This is a genomic window from Microbispora hainanensis (genome assembly GCF_036186745.1).
Taxonomy (GTDB): Bacteria; Actinomycetota; Actinomycetes; order Streptosporangiales; family Streptosporangiaceae; genus Microbispora.
This window is the reverse complement of the sequence record NZ_CP108086.1, coordinates 5,810,296-5,826,712: the sequence shown is the minus strand read 5'-3', so window position 1 is coordinate 5,826,712 and position 16,417 is coordinate 5,810,296. Positions and strand designations below refer to the sequence as shown.

Below are 16,417 nucleotides of genomic sequence, written 5' to 3'. Positions count from 1 at the left end.
TTCTCCCTTGAACGGTGCCGGTGGCGAGGGGTCGTCAAAAGGGTGGTGTCTCGAGGTCGCGTTGGATGAGTGTTCCTCCTGATTCGTCGTCCTTTGATCTGCTGTCGTCGTGTTCCTTTGCGCCGGGGCTGCCCGCGCCTGCTGCGTGCGTCGCGTGCCTACGGGTTGGTTGTGCCGGGGTTTCTGCGGGGGTTTGTGCCGTTGGGGATGGGGGAGGGCATGGTGGGGCCATGATCGTGTCTGGTGCTCCGGGGAGGTCGGCGGGCAGGCGTCCGGGTGGGGCGTCGGGCCAGGTGCGGGGCTGGGGGTCGGGGACGGGCTGGATGATCTTCGGGAGTGGGCTGCGGTAGGGGTGTCTGAGTGGGCTGGTCCAGATGATGAGGTGGGGGCCTGCGGTGGTGACGCGCCAGCCGCCGAGGTGCTTGGCGCGGTGGTCGTGGCGGCAGGCCAGGTGCAGGTTGGCGGCGGTGGTGGCGCCGTTGTCGGCCCAGGCCTGGATGTGGTCTTGGTCGGTGCGGGTGGCGGGCATGCGGCAGCCCGGCCAGGAGCAGACCCGGCCCCGGATCTGGACGTATCGGCGTAAGGCCGCATCGGCATGACGCCGATCAGCCCCGTTCGCCGTATTCGCCACCCCAGCGGTACCGGCCGCACCAGCCGCGTTCGCCACGTTGACCACGTCAGCCGTGTTGGCCACTCCCGTCGTGTTGGCCGCGCCCGCCGAGTCCGCGTTGGCCGTGCGAGCCGCGCCTGTGGTGTTGACTGCGCCTGCCGTGCCAACCGCGTCCGTGGTGCTGACTGCGCCTGCCGTGTTGGCCGTGCCCGTGATGTCGGCCGTGTGGGCTGGGTCGGTCTGTTCGCCCAGCATGGCCGGGTCACCCGATCCCGCTGGGGCGTGCGCTGCCGCCGGGTCACAGGATCGGCCCGGGTGGCGCGCTGCCGCCGGGTGGGGTGATCCGGTTGCGGGGGTGGTGCCGAGCTGGGCGTGGGCTTGACGGGTGAGGTCGGCGATGAGGGGTGCCCAGGCGCCGGTGGTGGCCGGTGCGGCGGCCAGCCGGTGGAGCTGGGTGAGGGTGATCTGCAGCTCGACGATGCCGCCGCGTCGCATGTCGCGGGGTGGCCGTTGGGCGGGCGGGCAGGGGCGCTGCCGGGTGATGCCGGCCAGGAGCAGGTGCCCGTCGTCGGCGCAGATGGCATAGCGCCACTGCCCGCCGAGCATGCCGGTGACGATGCGGCGTGCCTGGGCGGCGTGGACCATGCCCCAGCCGGGCAGGTGCGCGGGGTGCTCATCGTGCCCGAGCAACGTCGTCAGCTCCACCCGTATCTCCGGCACCGACCACGATGTCGCGCCAGGCCCACCACCAAGGCGGCCCTGCGACCGCTGAAGCTCCCCGCACCCGCGCCCACCCTCCGACTCCGACTCCGACTCAGGTGCGGCGCTCTGGTCGTGCCCTCGCTCAGACTCCGGCGCGGCCCTCCGCCCGTGCGTGTGCGTGTGCCCGTCCTCCGGTTCGGGTGCGGCGCTCTGGTCGTGTTCGTACGCGGGCGTGGCTCCGGTGCTCGGCCTCTGCTCCGTCCCTGGCTCTGGTGCGGTGCCCTGGCCGTGCTCACGCTCCTGCCTCGGTTCGGGTGCGCCCCTCCGCCCGTGCGCGTACGCGTTCCCGTCCTCCGGTTCGGGTGCGGCGCTGTTGTCGTGCCCGCGCTCGTGTTCAGGCCCTGGTTCGGGTGGGGCGCTCTGGCCGCGCTCGTGCTCGTGCTCGTGCTCCGGCTCCGGCGCGGGTGCTGTGACCTGGTCGCGCCCGTGTTCGTGCTCCGACTCGGGTCCGGTGCTCAGCCTCCGCTGGTGCTCTGCCGCTGGTTCGGAGGCGGCGCTCCGGTCGCGCTCGTACGCAGGCGTGGCTCCGGTGCTCGGCCTCTGCTCCGTCCCCGGTTGTGGTGCGGCGCTTTGGGCGTGCCCACGCTCCGGCTCCGGAGCGACCCTCCGCCCGTGCCCGTGCCCATCTTCCGGCTCGGGTCCGTTACCCGACCTCCGCTCGTAGTCGCGCTCGCGCTCGTGCTTCGGCTCGCCTGTGGGGGTACCGGCAGAGCTGGCGGGGCTGGCGGTAGTGCCTGCGGGGGCGTCAGGTTTGCCGGTGGCGGCGTCAGATGAGCCGGCGGGGTCATCGGCCGAGCCGGTGGAGCTGGGGATGTCGTCAGAGGTGTCGCCGGGGGTGGGATCGCCGGGTTCCACGAGAGGGTGGGCCAGGACATGGGTGACGATCTGCTCGTCGGTCAGGCCTTCGAAGGTGCCATCCAGGCTGCCCAAAAACAAGTCCGCGCGGATGTGATCGATCGGGCGGCGGTCCCCGGCGCGTTTGCAGGCGCGGGCCAGCTCATCGATCCGCTCACACCCGGCCACCGCCCGCTCCACCGGCAGGTCCAGCCCGGACACGGTCGCGGTGCCGTCATCATTGCGCATGCCGGCCACCCGCCGCCTGCGGACCGCCTCGGTATAACGCTTTTCCGCCCAATCCGGATCGATCGCGAGCACCATGCGCTGAACGTGCTCGACCAGCTCGCCCACCGTCCACCCCGCCGCCCGAGGCACCAGACGCTCGCAAACCCAGCCGGCCTGGGCGTCGGTCAACCCGCTCGTCCAGCGGATGAAAGCCACCGCCCGCGGCTCATCCAACACCCCCTCCAGCATCGCCTCACCGAGCACCGGCAGGCGGCGATGCAGATTCCACGCCAGCTCGAACGCCGAATCCGCGCGGCGGCGCGACCACACCAGCGCCGCCCGCGCCTCATCCGGGGCGAACTCCTCCGGTGTTTGCAGGCGGACCACGCTGTCGCCGGACCACGCCTCACGCAGCCCGACCTCCAGCAGCACCCGCAAAAACCACGCCCGGTCATGACAGGACTGCCGGTAGGCCGCCTTGAGCACCTCCACGGTGTCGAACCCCGACACCCGCTCCACAGCGATACCCGCCAGCACCCCCGCAAGCTCGGCCCCCGGCGGGATCACCGCCAGCCCATCAGGAATCGCCACCGGCACCCCACCACCGCCGGTACCTTCGCCCCCGGCCTCGCCCCCACCCTGGCCAGCGGAGGACACCCCGCCCACCGGACGTGCTGCACGTGTCGGGTGTGCCGGGCGTGCTGAAGGTGCCGGATCCACCGGACGGCTCGGGTCCGCAGAGCGCGCCGGGCGAGGCGGGCGCGGCGCGCGTGCTGGACTTGTCGGGTCTGCCGGGCGTCCTGGACGTGCCGAGGGCACCGGCGGTGCCGGGCGCTGCCCGGCGGCAGCGGACGGCGAGTGCGGCGCGGACACGGCGGTGAACCCCCAGGAGCACAGACGAAGGCAAACAACGGTTTCCCGACCGCCCGGACCGGGACTTCCTTCAACAGACTCGGCTCAACACACGGCGTATGGCCAACGGCCCGCCAGCTAGGCTCACCTGCAACGGCTACCCCAAGCCTACCTCGAACACACCATCGAATCAAACCCTGACCTGGGCAAATATGGAGCCCCAGCCCAGCGATGCGAGGCAGTCCTCGATGCAACGTCCCGACCGTGGTGTCCGACTGAACCGAAGCGCGTGGACGCTCCGTTAAGGGGAACTACCCGGCGTCGCCGAGCACGCCGAGGACCAGCCGGGCCCGCGCCTCCTCGAACGGCAGGCCGTCGGCGCGTGCCTGTTCCAGTGCCGCGTCGGCCCGCGCGCGATCCTGGAACGTCCAGCCCACCGCCAGGTCGGCGGCGAGCCGGGCCCGGGGAGTGCCGTTCGCCGACCGTTCGTCCAGGCAGGAGGCCGCTGCCCGGCGGGCCGCGTCGTCGCCCGCCGCTCCCGCCACCAGCACCTTGAACGCCAGGGCCCGGTGCACCACCTCGGGCACCTCATACGCGATGGCATGGTCGAGCTCGCACCGCGAAGCGGCGACGTCACCCCGCTCGAGCGCCAGACGCATGGGCGGCGCGTCCGGCCTGGACGACCCTGGACGTCCCACCGCGTAGGCGGGCAGGGGGAACGCGACTCCACCGCCGGTCGAAACAGCAACCCGCGACGGAGATCGGATACGCAGGTCGGCCGAGCCTTCGGCCCGCTCGACGGGCGGGGAGGCCGGTAAGCGGCGCGGACGATGACGAGGTGGCGGGCGAACGGCCGAGCAGGCAGAGGGCCGACCAGGCCGCACGCCGGGCCAGGCAGGAGGCCGACCACGCAGGAGGCCGAGCATCCCGGCCGACCAGGCCGTAAGCCGGGACATCCCGGCCGACCAGGCCATAATCCGTACGCCGGGCATCCCGGCCGACCTGACAGGTACTACTCGCCGCTCAGGTGGACCATGGCCGCGTAGAGCTGCTCTCCCGTCAGCGGAGGTTCCGGCAGGTCGTGCCGGTTCTCGGCCCGGAACGCGTCGATCATGAGATGCAGGTGACGCCGCCAGGCCTGGGGCGCGGTGTGGCTCGTGGCCTCGATGATGCGGCCGTTGGCCCAGACCAGGGTGATGATGTCGGCCACGGTGATGTCCGGGCGCACGACGCCGTGCTCCTGGGCGCGGTGCAGGATCTTCTCCAGCAGGTGGTAGAGCCTGTCGTGCATCGCTTCGGTGCGCTCGCTGGCGGGGAAGCGCATCGAGACCAGGTCGTTGAATCCGCGGTCTCCGGCCTGCATGCCGAACAGCGCTTCGAGGAAGACACAGAAGCCTTCCCAGGCGTCGTCCATGGCCAGGGCGTGTTCGGCGGTCTCGACGAACTTCTGCACCTTGGGTTCGAAGACGGCCAGCAGGAGATCGATGCGCGTGGGGAAGTGCCGGTAGAGCGTGCCGATCGCCAGGCCGACGTCGCGGGCGATCTGTTCCAGGGAGGCGTCGACGCCGTTCGCCGCGAATGCGGCCTGAGCGGCGGCGATGAAGCGCTCCCGGTTGCGCTGCGCATCACGACGCCGAGGTCGGGCCAGGTAGGCGGGCTCTTCGGCGGATCGCGACATGATCCCAGGATATCGACGTGAGGCACCCCTCAGGTTACCCATCATGAGGGGTGCCTCATGTTAGTGCTACAGTCGAATCAAAGCTGAGGCATGCCTCACGATACGGGCATGCTCGATCGGCTGACCCGGGAAGGCACGCATGAGCATCCCCGACCGCTCCCGACAACCCCGACGACCCCGCCGACTCCGACCGCTCCCGACAACCCCGGCACAGACCCCGACACAGATCCCGACGACCCCGACGACCCCGACGACCCCGACGACCCCGACGAGCAGAGGAGAGGACCCCCAGATGAGCGAACGCGAGTCCATGGAGCGGGAGAAAGTTCGCTTCACCAGCGGCGGCACCGAGTGCGCCGCCTGGCACTATCCGGGCACCAACGCCGCCTGCGTGGTCATGGCCGGTGGGTTCGCGGTGCCCAAGGAGCCGGCCACCGACCTGTTCGCGAAGCGGTTCAACCAGGCCGGATTCGCGGTCCTCGCCTTCGACTACCGCCGCCTCGGGGAGAGCGGCGGGCAACCGCGCCTGGCCCTCCCGGTCAGGGACCAGCTCGACGACTGGCAGGCCGCGATCGACTTCGCCCGGACTCTGCCGGGAGTCGATTCGGCCAGGCTCGCGGTCTGGGCCTTCTCCGCCTCCGGTGGTCACATCTTCCGCGTCGCGGCGCGCGACCCGCGGCTCGGCGCGGCGATCGCGCAGACACCGAACGCCGACGGCCCGGCCACCGCCCGCAACGCCGCACGTCACCAGAGGCCACTCGCGATGCTGCGGTTCACCGGCCGCGCCGTTCTCGATGCCCTCGGCGGTCTCGTGGGCCGGCCACCGCGGCTGGTGCCGCTCGTCGGAGAGCCGCGGACCGTCGCGATGCTCACGACACCCGACGCCCTCGACACCGGCCGCGCGCTGCGTCCGGAACGGTACCCGGACTGGCAGCAGATGGTCGCCGCCCGTTCAGCGCTTCGCCTCACGGCCTACCGGCCCGGCCGGGACGCGGCCAGGGTGCGCTGCCCGCTGCTCGTCTTCGTCTGCGACCAGGATCAGACGTCGCTCGTCGAGCCGTCCGTCCGGGCGGCGAAGCGAGCTCCCCACGGAGAGCTCGTACGGATATCCGGCGGGCATTACGCCCCGTTCTTGGACAAGCACGAGCAGGCGGTCGAGGCCCAGCTGTCCTTCCTGCGCCGGCACCTGCTCGAACCCGCGCGAGCGGATCGCCCCGCGCCCGTCGATCCCGTACGGCACTGAGAAGCCCGTACGGCACTGAGAAGAGGGAACGTGAAGAAGATCGAGCTGTCCGCTGGGACGATCGAGTATGAGGACACCGGCGGCAGCGGGCCCACGCTCGTGCTGTTGCACGGGCTGATGATGGACGCCTCGCTGTGGGACGAGCTGATCTCCGATCTGTCCGCCGATCACCGTTGCGTGGCGCCGACACTGCCGCTCGGGGCGCACCGTCACGCGATGCGTCCCGGCGCCGACCTGTCGCTGCCCGGGGCGGCCCGGCTGGTGGCGGAGTTCCTCGACCGCCTCGGCCTGCGTGACGTCACCCTCGTCGGCAATGACACGGGCGGAGCGCTCGTCCAGCTGCTCATGTGCGATGACGCTGCGCCCGTGGGACGCGTCGTGCTCGCCTCATGCGATGCGTTCGACAACTTCCCGCCGGGGCTGACGGGCAGGACGCTCGTGCTCGCCGGCAAGCTGCCGCCCCGGATGTTCGGGCTGTTCATGCAGCAGATGCGGCTCCGAGCGGTGCGGCGGCTCCCGATCGCGTTCGGATGGCTGACCAAACGAGGAGACGCCGCCACCGCCCGGTGGATGAAGCCGGTCCTGACACAGCCGGAGATCCGCCGCGACACCGTGCGAACACTGCGGGCGGCCGTCTCGGACACCGGCTTCCTGGTCGGCGTGGCCGAACGCCTGAAGGGCTTCGACCGCCCCGCCCTCGTCGTCTGGGCGAGCGAAGACCGCGTCATGCCGCCCGAACACGGCCGCCGCCTCGCCGAGCTCCTTCCGTACGGACAACTGGCCGAGGTGGACGACAGCTACACCCTCATCCCCCTGGACCAGCCGGCGAGACTCGCCCGGCTCATCCGAGACTTCACAGGCGTGGGCCCTGGGTGAGGATCGGGATCAGCGGACGGGGAGGCCGGTGACGGCGCGGCCGATGATGAGGCGCTGGATCTCGCTGGTGCCCTCGAAGATCGTGAAGATCTTGGCGTCGCGGTGGAAGCGCTCGACGGGGTGCTCGCGGGTGTAGCCGGCCCCGCCGAGGATCTGGATGGCCTGCTCGGTCGTCCAGACGGCCGTCTCGCTCGCGACCAGCTTGCTCATCGAGCCTTCGGCCTGCTCGAACCGGCGGCCGTGCCGGGCCATCCACGCCGCGCGCCAGGTCATCAGCCGGGCGACGTCCACCCGGGTGGCCATGTCGGCCAGGAGGAACGCGACCGCCTGGTTCTCCCCGATCTTGCGGCCGAACTGCTCGCGCTCGCGGGCGTAGTCGCGGGCGTACTCGTAGGCCGCACGCGCCACGCCCACGGCCATGGCGGCGACGAGGGGGCGGGTGGTCTCGAAGGTCCGCATCGCGGCCTGCTCACCGGACCGCTCACCGGCGCGTACGCGGGCGAGCCGTTCGTCCAGCTTCTCCTTGCCGCCCACCAGGCACCGGCCGGGCACCCGTACGTCGTCCAGGACGACCTCGGCGGTGTGCGAGGCGCGGATGCCGTGCTTCTTGAACTTCTGTCCCTGGGACAGGCCGCGCGTGCCGGGCGGGACGACGAAGGACGCCTGGCCCCGGGTGCCCAAAGACGGGTCGACCGAGGCGACGACGACGTGGACGTTGGCGATGCCGCCGTTCGTGACCCAGGTCTTCACGCCGTTGAGGACCCACTCGTCCTTCGCCTCGTCGTAGACGGCGCGCGTCCTGATCGCGCCGACGTCGCTGCCGGCGTCCGGCTCGGAGGAGCAGAACGCGCCGAGCTTGACGTCGTCTGCGGTGCCGAACATCTGGGGCAGCCACTCCCCCATCTGCTCGGGGGTGCCGTTCGCGGCGATGGAGGCGGCGGCGAGGCCGGTGCCCACGATCGACAGGCCGATGCCGGCGTCCCCCCAGAACAGCTCCTCGAACGCCACGGGCAGGCCGAGCCCCGACTCCTCGAACCACTGCTGGGCGAAGAAGTCCAGCGAGTACAGCCCGATCTTGGCGGCCTCCTGGATGACCGGCCAGGGCGTCTCCTCGCGCTCGTCCCAGTCCGCCCCGGCCGGGCGGACGACATCCCGGGCGAACTCGCGGACCCAGTCGCGTAGTTCGCGAAGGTCGTCGCTCAACTCGGGGCAGAAGGTCATCGGGGGCTCTCCTCTCCTCGGTGTTACCAACGGTAACACTAGGGGGAGGCCCATCAGCGCAGCCGGGACGCGTACTGCGGCACCGTCGCCATCGGCGGGCGCTCGGACACCCCGACGTCGCGGGTCAGCGGGCGGTGCCCGGCGGGCCCGCGTTCGAACTGGACGAGCCGCGCGGACGGCTCGTGCAACGGAACGATCTTGTCCTGGCGCTCCAGCCGCGCCCAGGCGGTGTGCATGATCTGCCCGGCCATCCCGCCGAGCGCCTCCGTCGACTGGTGGGAGTGGACGCGGCGGCCCAGGTCGACCTGGGCGAGCGCGTCCAGCCCCACCATGTCGAGGAGGTCGATGAGAAGTCCCAGCTCCACGCCATATCCGGTGACGAACGGCACACGTTCCAGGACCGAACGGCGGCCGGCGTACTCACCGGCGAGCGGCTGCACGAACCCGGCGAGCAGCGGCCAGTGCAGGTTGAGCAGCGGACGGGCGACCAGCTCGGTGACCCTGCCCCCGGCGTTCGGTTCCGTCGCGCCGAGCAGCGGCCGGTCGTAGCACGCCTTCACGTATCCGACCGCGGGGTCGGTCAGCAGGGGTCCCAGCAGGCCGGTCACGAACGAGGTACGGAACTCGCGCAGGTCGGCGTCGACGAACACCACCAGGTCGCCGGTCGTCACCGCGAGGGACTTCCACAGGGCCTCGCCCTTGCCGTCGTAGTGCGGATCGTGCAGCTCGGGCAGGATCTCGTCCTGCGCGAAGACCTTCGCCCCGGCGCGTAAGGCCCGGGCCGCCGTGTCGTCGGACGACCGGGAGTCGATCACCACCAGCTCGTCCACGAGCGGGACGGCCTCGACGAGATCGCGCCGCACGGCGGAGACGATCTCCCCGACGGTCTCCTCCTCGTTCCTCGCGGGCAGCACCACCGAGATCGTGGCGCTTCTCTTCGCGGCCAGCAGGGCGCGGGCCGGCCAGTCGGCCGCCGACGAGGTACGCCGACTCAGCCAGGCCTCCACCTCAGCCAGCACGCCCGTCCTCCCCCTGTCCGCCACGTTTTACTGGCATCACCTTATGCGGCGGCCGGAAGAGGCGATCAGCACGAGCCCCCCTCCCAGCGCCAGCACCCCCGCCACGCCGGACATGAGGGCGGCGAAGCCGTACGACGCGGCGGCCGAGGCCACGACCGGGCCGATGCTGGCCCCGGTGAACAGGAAGAAGGTGAACAGCGAGACGGCGGTGCCCCGCGCGGGACCGGCCAGCAGGCCCACGGTCTCGATGAAGGCGGGAGCGGCCACGCCGATCGCGAAGGCGAAGCCGGCCAGCAGCACCGCCAGGGCGACGACGCCGTGGGCGGCGAGCCCGACCACCAGCGCGAGCACCGCGGCGGCCCCGACGGCCAGCGCCGCCCTGCGGGCCGGGGAGATCCGGGCCAGGCAGGGTGTGGCGAACGGGATCGCCACGATCGCCGGCAACGCGGTGGCCCGCAGCGTCAGCAGCGCGGAGGGGTCGCCGGCGATGCCCGCCGGGCCTTGGAGCTGCAACCCGGTGTAGACGGCGACGAACGCGCCGAGAATCGTCAGCGTCGCGGCGTACACCAGGACCAGGCGCGGGTTGCGCAGCAGCGCCGGGACGACGGCGTAGGGGTTCACGGCAACACGGCGGCCGGTGTCGGGCAGCATCACCCGGCGCAGCACCACGGCCACGACGGCGAACGCGGCGCCGCCGAGCAGGAAGACCGGCCGCCACCCGAGCAGGTCGACGAGCGCCTTGCCGGCGAGCTGCGCCACCACGGCCGAGGCGAACAGCGCACTGACCACGGAGGTCATCGTGAACGTCCGGCGGCGGGGTTCGACCCGCTCGGCGATATACGAGAACGCGGTGGGGGCGAAGACGGCGGTGGTGACGCCCTCGACCAGCCGCAGGGCGAGCGCCGTCCCGGGGCCGGGGCTCAGCGCGACCAGCGCGGTCGTCACCGCCGTGGCCGCCATGCCCCAGGTCATCACGCGGCGCCTGCCGTACAGGTCGGACAGGGGGCCGAACGCCAGGAAGCCTGCCGCGTAGCCGAGGCCGAAGGCGCTCACGAGCCAGGTGAGGGCGGAGGCGGGTGTGCCCCAGTCGGCCGACATCCGCGCCAGCAGGGGGATCACGAGGTAGAGGTGCCCGGTGGCGAGGAGCCCGGCCGGCACGAACGTGGCCACGGTTCGCCACACCGGCGCGTACGTCTCACGGGGTGCCGCGGAGGCGGTTGATGCCGAGGTTGGGGAGGTCGATGCCGCGGTTGGGGAAACGGCGGGAGTCGATGTGTCCATGGCGAGGAACCGTAACCAACCAACTAGTTGGATGTCAACCAACCAGTTGGTGGTGCGAGGGGTATGCTGAGGCGCCACCTCAGCCCCAGCCGCTCACGAACACGGAGGACGCCGATGCCGCCCCGCAAAGACGCCAAGGACCCCACCGCCGCCACCAAGGCCGCCCTGCTGAAGGCCGCGCGGACGGAGTTCGCGGCGTACGGCGTGGCGGGCGCGCGGGTGGACCGCATCGCCGAGCGGGCCGGGGTCAACAAGGAGCGGATCTACGGGCACTTCGGCAGCAAGGAGAAACTGTTCGACACCGTCATCAAGGCGGCGCTCGACGAGGTCACCGCGGCGGTGGCGATGCCCGGCAAGGACCCGGCGGAGTACGTCGGCAACCTCTTCGACTTCTACTCCGCCCACCCCGACCTGGTACGCCTGCTGATGTGGGAGGCGCTCAACTACAGGGGCGAGGACGACCTGCTTCCCGGCCAGGAGCTCCGGGTGGACAAGTGCCGGTCGAAGACCGAGTCGCTCGCCGAGGGCCTCGGCCGGGAGCCGGACGCATCGGTCGCCCGGATGGTGTTCTCGCTGGTGGGCATGGCGATATGGCCGACCGTCATGCCGCAGCTCGGCCGGATCATGGTCGGGGACGAGGCGGCGACCCCCGAGGGACGGGATGCGCTGCGCGAGCACCTCGTGGAGTTCGTCCGCGCCGCCGTCAGCAGGTGACCGGCACCGCCGGGACCTCCCCCGCCAGACCCTTCACCCCGGTCACGCGGATCGCCCCGGTCACGCGGACGGCGTGACCGGGGATGTGCCGGAGCAGGTGGCCGGAATCAGCTGCGCAGGCTCCACCGCTGGTTGTCCTGCCCGTTGCAGGACCACAGGATGAGTTTCGTGCCGTTGGCGGTGGCGGCGCCGTTGGCGTCCAGGCACAACCCGGACTGCACACCGGTGATGGTGCCGTTGCCGTTGAGGTTCCACTGCTGGTTGGTCTGGCCGTTGCAGTCCCAGATGATCACCTGGGTGCCGTTCGTGGTGCCCTGGTTGTACGCGTCCAGGCACTTGTTGCCGTACACCTGCAGCTGCTTGCCGGAGGTGTACGTCCACCGCTGGTTGGTCTGTCCGTTGCAGTCCCACAGCTGGACCTGGGTGCCGTTGGTGGTGCCGGCGTTCGGCACGTCGACGCAACGGCCGGACTGGCCACCGACGATCTCGGCGTTCTGCTGCGGGCCGCCGCCTCCCGCCGTCGCGTAGCCGGCGGCGGCGATGTTCGCCTGTACGGCGTTTTCGGTGGCCTCCGTCGGATAGCCGGAGGTCAGCACGCCCTCGTAGAAGGTGCCGCGCCCGGAGACGCTGTTGTCGCCGCCGATGCCGAGCAGGATGGCGCCTTCCTTCTTCATCGGGTTGTAGCCGTTGGGGCGACGTCCGTCGAAATAGGTCGTCAGGCCGCCCGACTGCGCGTCGCCGCCCCGGATCGCCCAGTGGTTCGGCTCGCCCTTGACGATGGCGGTGACGAAGCGGTGGTTGATGGGTGCGAGGTCGTTGTAGCCCGCGTTCACCCCGGAGAACAGTCCCCACTCCAGATCGGCCATGATCCAGGGACCGGCTCCGGACCCGTAGCCCCACTGCTTGTCGGCGCCGAAGTAGACCGTCTCCATGATGGCGGGGGCGTCGGCCTGGCCGTCCGTCTGCGCGTTGCCGTAGTCGAAGCAGCACCACTGGTTGTAGTGCGTGCCGTCGACGACGGCGTAGATGCCCTCGGGCTGGTCGCCGGTCGCGACACCGTTGGTGTTGTTGTTGCGGTAGCCCGTGCCGGGCTCCACGCGGACGCCGTACGCCTTCTGGCCGCCGATGGTGATCGGGGCCGCCTTCGCGTCAGCGAGGTTGTCCCATCCGCCCGCGGCAGGGCCCTTCCAGTAGCCGGGAGGCGCCTGGGTGAGGCGGTTGTTGCGGCCGGACTGGTCGTAGATGATCGTGATCACGCAGGTGGTGCCGGCGCAGAACGAGTCCTGCGTCGCGGCGTTGGCGACGCCGCCCGCGCTCAGCACGCCGATGTCGCGGGTGGCGTTGTCGGAGGAACGGCGCACCTGGTAAAGCGGGCCGTTGTAGTTGCCATACAGAGCGCGGGTCGTGCTGTGCGCCGCCACGCACGGCGTGCCGCCCGCGGCGTAGATGTCGCACGGCCCCTGCGTGGCGGCCTCGGACGGTGCGGAAAGGCCGGCCAGCAGGCCGGCGGCGATCACCGCGCTGGCCCCGGCTGCGAGCGCCCTTCTCAGGCTTCCCAAAACCATGATGCCTTCTCCTCTCGATCAGGAATCATGAGCGGACGGCGGCGACACAGTAGGCCCGGCCAGGCAGTGTTAGCGCTAACATCAATCGACGCCCGACACCGATTCGCGGTTTGACGGTAATGCGGAGTCAATGTGAAGAAGGCTTCGCCGTCAAGGGCAAAGATGTGATGTCTCGGACGGCCGGGCATCGCCCCGGCACCGCTTGGACATCTTCCCTGACGTTGTCACCCCGCATCGATGGGATGTCGTGAAACTTTCATCCGCGAGCCGTCGCCCGTCAGCCGCTGGCGGCGTGGCGCTCCAGGAACGCGTACACGTCGGCCTCGTCGACGCCGGGGAACGACCCGGGCGGCAGCGCGGCGAGCACATGGGAGTTGGCGCGGGCCGACGGCCAGGCGTAGCCCTCCCAGCGCTGCGCGAGCTCGGCCGGCGGGCGGCGGCAGCACTCGCCGTTCGGGCAGTTCGAGCGGGTGCGGTGGGTGGTCTCGCGCCCGCGGAACCAGCGCGACTCCCGGTAGGGCACGCCCAGCGTGATCGCGAAGTCCTTCTCCTGCGACGGGTCCACGTGGGCGATGCAGAAGTACGTGCCGGTGGGCGAGTCGGAGTATTGGTAGTACACCGAGAACCGGTCGGGCGAGAGGAACACCTGGCGGCCCGACCACTGCTGGCACATCCGCTGGCCCTCGATCGCCCCCTGCTCGTCGGCGGGGAAGACGATCCCGTCGTTCTCGTACGCCTTGTAGATGATCCCTCCGGCGTCGTTGCGCACGAAGTGACAGACGATGTCGAGATGGCGGGTGGCGATGTTGGTGAACCGGTGCGCCGCCATCTCGTAGGACACCGCGAACACGTCGCGCAGGTCCTCCACCGACAGCGCCTTGTCCTGCTTGGCCTCCCGCAGGTACGGCACGGCCGCCGCCTCGGGCACGAGGACGGCGGCGGCGAAGTAGTTGGCCTCCACCCGCTGGCGCAGGAAGTCGGCGAAGTCGCGCGGCTTGTGGTGCTGGAGCGCGATGTGCCCGAGCGTCTGCAGCAGCACGGTGCGCGGCGTGTGCATGCCGAGCTGCTGGCGTTTGACGTAGATGCGGCGGTTGCGCAGATCGGTCACCGACCGCGCCGAGCGCGGCAGGTCGGGCGCGGTGTGCACGGTGAACCCGAAGTGCGACACCAGCGCCTGGACGGTGCTCTCCGACAGCGCGCCGGTCCGGTAACCGACGGCGGTCAGGGCCTCGGCTGCGGCCTTCTCGATCTCCTCGAAGTAGTTGCCCAGCTCGCGCTGCTTGCGCCGCAGCTCGGCGTTGGCGGCCCGCGCCTCCTCCGGCGTGGCCGTACCCTTCGCCTCCCTGGCCTTGAGCTCCTCGAACAGGCCGAGGATGTGTTCGAGCACCTCGTTGGGCACCCGTGAGGAGACCTTGAGCCTGCTCAGTCCCAGGCCCGCGTAAAGCGGGTCACGCTGGGCCTCCTCCAGGGCGATCTCCAGCTGGGCCCGCCGGTTCGGCGCCTGCCTGCGCAGCAGCTCCTCCACCGGCACGTTCAGCGCGGCGGCGAGCGACTTCAGCAGCGAGAGCTTGGGCTCGCGCTTGCCGTTCTCCAGCAGCGACAGCTGGCTGGGCGCACGCCCGACGCGCTCGCCGAGCTCGGAGAGCGTGAGACCGCGCTGCTTGCGCAGGTGCTTGAGCCGCTGACCGAAGGCCAGGAGATCGAGCTCGTGCGTCAAAGACAGCGGTTCTTCGCCCAGGACGGAGGTCATAACCCGATCTTATGCGGAAAATCGGCGTTTCTTCCAACGAGACGTGCTCCACTTCACGCGGATTGGTCTAGTCCATAGCGAAAACTTTGCCTTTCTTCATAGTCGAATACCCGTCAGTCTTGCTTGGAACAGAATATTTGGCGTTCTTTCGCCCGACCACTCCTTGTGAGTGTCTTGATATCGACACAAACTCGGAAGCAAGCCCCAGGTGACGACAACGTACGCAACAAGGGAGTGACCGAGATGTCGGATCGCCTCACCGCAGCCGCCCAGCGGCTGCAGCAGGACTGGGAGACCAATCCGCGGTGGACGAACGTCGAGCGGACCTACACGGCCGAGGACGTGATCCGCCTGCGCGGCTCCGTGCAGGAGGAGCACACCCTGGCCCGGCTCGGCGCGGAGCGTCTGTGGGACCTGCTGCACCACGAGGACTACGTCCACGCCCTGGGCGCGCTGACCGGCAACCAGGCGGTCCAGCAGGTGAAGGCGGGCCTCAAGGCGATCTACCTGTCCGGCTGGCAGGTGGCCGCCGACGCCAACCTCAGCGGTCACACCTACCCCGACCAGAGCCTCTATCCGGCCAACTCGGTCCCCGCCGTGGTCCGCCGGATCAACAACGCGCTGCTGCGTGCCGACCAGATCACCTGGGCCGAGGGCGACGAGGAGGCCCCCCACTGGCTGGCGCCCATCGTGGCCGACGCCGAGGCCGGCTTCGGCGGCGTGCTCAACGCGTTCGAGCTGATGAAGGCGATGATCGCGGCCGGCGCCGCGGGCGTCCACTGGGAGGACCAGCTCGCCTCGGAGAAGAAGTGCGGCCACCTCGGCGGCAAGGTGCTGATCCCCACCGGCCAGCACATCAAGACCCTCAACGCGGCCCGCCTCGCGGCCGACGTGGCGGGCGTCCCCACCCTGGTCATCGCGCGGACCGACGCCCAGGCCGCGACGCTCCTGACCAGCGACGTGGACCCCCGCGACCAGGCCTTCTGCACCGGCGAGCGCACGGCCGAGGGCTTCTACCGGGTCCGCAACGGCGTCGACGCCTGCATTGCCAGGGGTCTCGCCTACGCGCCGTACGCCGACCTGCTGTGGATGGAGACCTCCACACCGGACCTCGACGTGGCCCGCGAGTTCGCCGAGGCGATCAAGCGGGAGCACCCGGACCAGATGCTCGCCTACAACTGCTCACCGTCGTTCAACTGGAAGAAGCACCTGGACGACGCGACGATCGCCAAGTTCCAGCGCGAGCTGGGCCACATGGGATACAAGTTCCAGTTCATCACCCTGGCCGGCTTCCACTCGCTGAACTACTCGATGTTCGACCTGGCCAGCGGCTACGCCCAGGACGGCATGACGGCGTACGTCGGGCTCCAGGAGGCCGAGTTCGCCGCCGAGCGGCGCGGCTACACCGCCACCCGCCACCAGCGGGAGGTCGGCACCGGATACTTCGACCTGGTCAGCACGGCCGTCGCGCCGGACTCCTCCACGACGGCCCTGAAGGGCTCGACGGAGGAGGCACAGTTCGCCGGGGCTCACTAACCATCAGCGGACTTATCGGGACACAGGTCGGTGGCGGGCCCCGCCGTCCGTCCGCAGGTCACCCTCGGGGATCTGACGGATCGGCGGCGGGGCCTCGCCGTGTTCGCGACCGGGGTCAGCGACCGGGGTCAGCGCCCGGGGCCGGGTCAGCGCGCGCGACCGAGTCCGCGCTCGGAGTCACGGCTCCCGTCCGCGTCCGAGCCCGCGCCCGGATTCGCACTCAGGGCCGGGTCGGCGCCCGCGGCCGG

The 16,417-nt window shown here is 70.7% G+C and carries 13 protein-coding genes; 5 read left to right on the top strand and 8 right to left on the bottom strand.

The features are described 5' to 3' along the window. Positions 1 to 34: 34 nt before the first annotated feature. Positions 35 to 3,025, bottom strand: coding sequence for an HNH endonuclease (locus tag OHB01_RS27015; RefSeq protein WP_328854142.1), 2,991 nt, complete (start codon positions 3,023 to 3,025; stop codon positions 35 to 37). An 89-nt stretch (positions 3,026 to 3,114) separates the two neighbouring features. On the opposite strand from OHB01_RS27015, the gene OHB01_RS27010 reads away from it, so the two are divergent. Next, positions 3,115 to 3,315, top strand: coding sequence for a hypothetical protein (locus OHB01_RS27010; RefSeq protein ID WP_328854141.1), 201 nt, complete (start codon positions 3,115 to 3,117; stop codon positions 3,313 to 3,315). A 282-nt stretch (positions 3,316 to 3,597) separates the two neighbouring features. Here the strand turns inward: OHB01_RS27010 and OHB01_RS27005 are convergent, their stop codons facing one another. Both OHB01_RS27005 and OHB01_RS27000 read right to left on the bottom strand, forming a co-directional pair. Next, the gene (locus OHB01_RS27005; protein ID WP_142648376.1) at positions 3,598 to 3,945 is read right to left on the bottom strand and encodes a hypothetical protein; all 348 of its coding nucleotides are present in this window, start codon (positions 3,943 to 3,945) and stop codon (positions 3,598 to 3,600) included. Positions 3,946 to 4,298: 353 nt separating this feature from the next. Continuing rightward, positions 4,299 to 4,964, bottom strand: coding sequence for a TetR/AcrR family transcriptional regulator (locus OHB01_RS27000; protein ID WP_142648375.1), 666 nt, complete (start codon positions 4,962 to 4,964; stop codon positions 4,299 to 4,301). Between the two features lie 292 nt (positions 4,965 to 5,256). On the opposite strand from OHB01_RS27000, the gene OHB01_RS26995 reads away from it, so the two are divergent. Together OHB01_RS26995 and OHB01_RS26990 are read left to right on the top strand one after the other, a co-directional pair. Beyond that, complete coding sequence (locus tag OHB01_RS26995; protein ID WP_205830361.1) at positions 5,257 to 6,207, top strand: alpha/beta hydrolase; 951 nt, start codon at positions 5,257 to 5,259, stop codon at positions 6,205 to 6,207. A gap of 30 nt (positions 6,208 to 6,237) precedes the next feature. After that, positions 6,238 to 7,083: an alpha/beta hydrolase gene (locus OHB01_RS26990; RefSeq protein WP_328710246.1), complete on the top strand. Its 846-nt coding sequence runs from the start codon at positions 6,238 to 6,240 to the stop codon at positions 7,081 to 7,083. Between the two features lie 9 nt (positions 7,084 to 7,092). Here the strand turns inward: OHB01_RS26990 and OHB01_RS26985 are convergent, their stop codons facing one another. The 3 genes from OHB01_RS26985 to OHB01_RS26975 are packed head-to-tail and all read right to left on the bottom strand — an operon-like array spanning position 7,093 to position 10,493. Continuing rightward, complete coding sequence (locus OHB01_RS26985; protein WP_147945493.1) at positions 7,093 to 8,304, bottom strand: acyl-CoA dehydrogenase family protein; 1,212 nt, start codon at positions 8,302 to 8,304, stop codon at positions 7,093 to 7,095. A 53-nt stretch (positions 8,305 to 8,357) separates the two neighbouring features. After that, positions 8,358 to 9,323 carry a glucosyl-3-phosphoglycerate synthase gene (locus OHB01_RS26980; RefSeq protein ID WP_142648372.1) on the bottom strand — a complete coding sequence of 322 codons (966 nt, stop codon included), beginning with the start codon at positions 9,321 to 9,323 and terminating at the stop codon, positions 8,358 to 8,360. Between the two features lie 36 nt (positions 9,324 to 9,359). Further along, a complete protein-coding gene (locus OHB01_RS26975; RefSeq protein ID WP_328854140.1) occupies positions 9,360 to 10,493 on the bottom strand; it encodes an MFS transporter in 1,134 nt (377 codons plus the stop codon). Positions 10,494 to 10,718: 225 nt separating this feature from the next. On the opposite strand from OHB01_RS26975, the gene OHB01_RS26970 reads away from it, so the two are divergent. Then, on the top strand, positions 10,719 to 11,318 hold the full coding sequence (locus OHB01_RS26970) for a TetR/AcrR family transcriptional regulator (protein ID WP_328710248.1): 600 nt from the start codon (positions 10,719 to 10,721) through the stop codon (positions 11,316 to 11,318). A gap of 107 nt (positions 11,319 to 11,425) precedes the next feature. Here OHB01_RS26970 and OHB01_RS26965 read toward each other — a convergent pair whose 3' ends face one another. Both OHB01_RS26965 and OHB01_RS26960 read right to left on the bottom strand, forming a co-directional pair. Beyond that, on the bottom strand, positions 11,426 to 12,883 hold the full coding sequence (locus OHB01_RS26965; RefSeq protein ID WP_328710249.1) for an arabinofuranosidase catalytic domain-containing protein: 1,458 nt from the start codon (positions 12,881 to 12,883) through the stop codon (positions 11,426 to 11,428). Positions 12,884 to 13,160: 277 nt separating this feature from the next. Further along, positions 13,161 to 14,633 carry a helix-turn-helix domain-containing protein gene (locus OHB01_RS26960; protein ID WP_240971510.1) on the bottom strand — a complete coding sequence of 491 codons (1,473 nt, stop codon included), beginning with the start codon at positions 14,631 to 14,633 and terminating at the stop codon, positions 13,161 to 13,163. 243 nt (positions 14,634 to 14,876) lie between these two features. Between OHB01_RS26960 and aceA the strand changes: the two genes are divergently transcribed. After that, positions 14,877 to 16,169: an isocitrate lyase gene (aceA, locus tag OHB01_RS26955; protein ID WP_142648368.1), complete on the top strand. Its 1,293-nt coding sequence runs from the start codon at positions 14,877 to 14,879 to the stop codon at positions 16,167 to 16,169. The last annotated feature ends 248 nt before the right edge of the window (positions 16,170 to 16,417 follow it).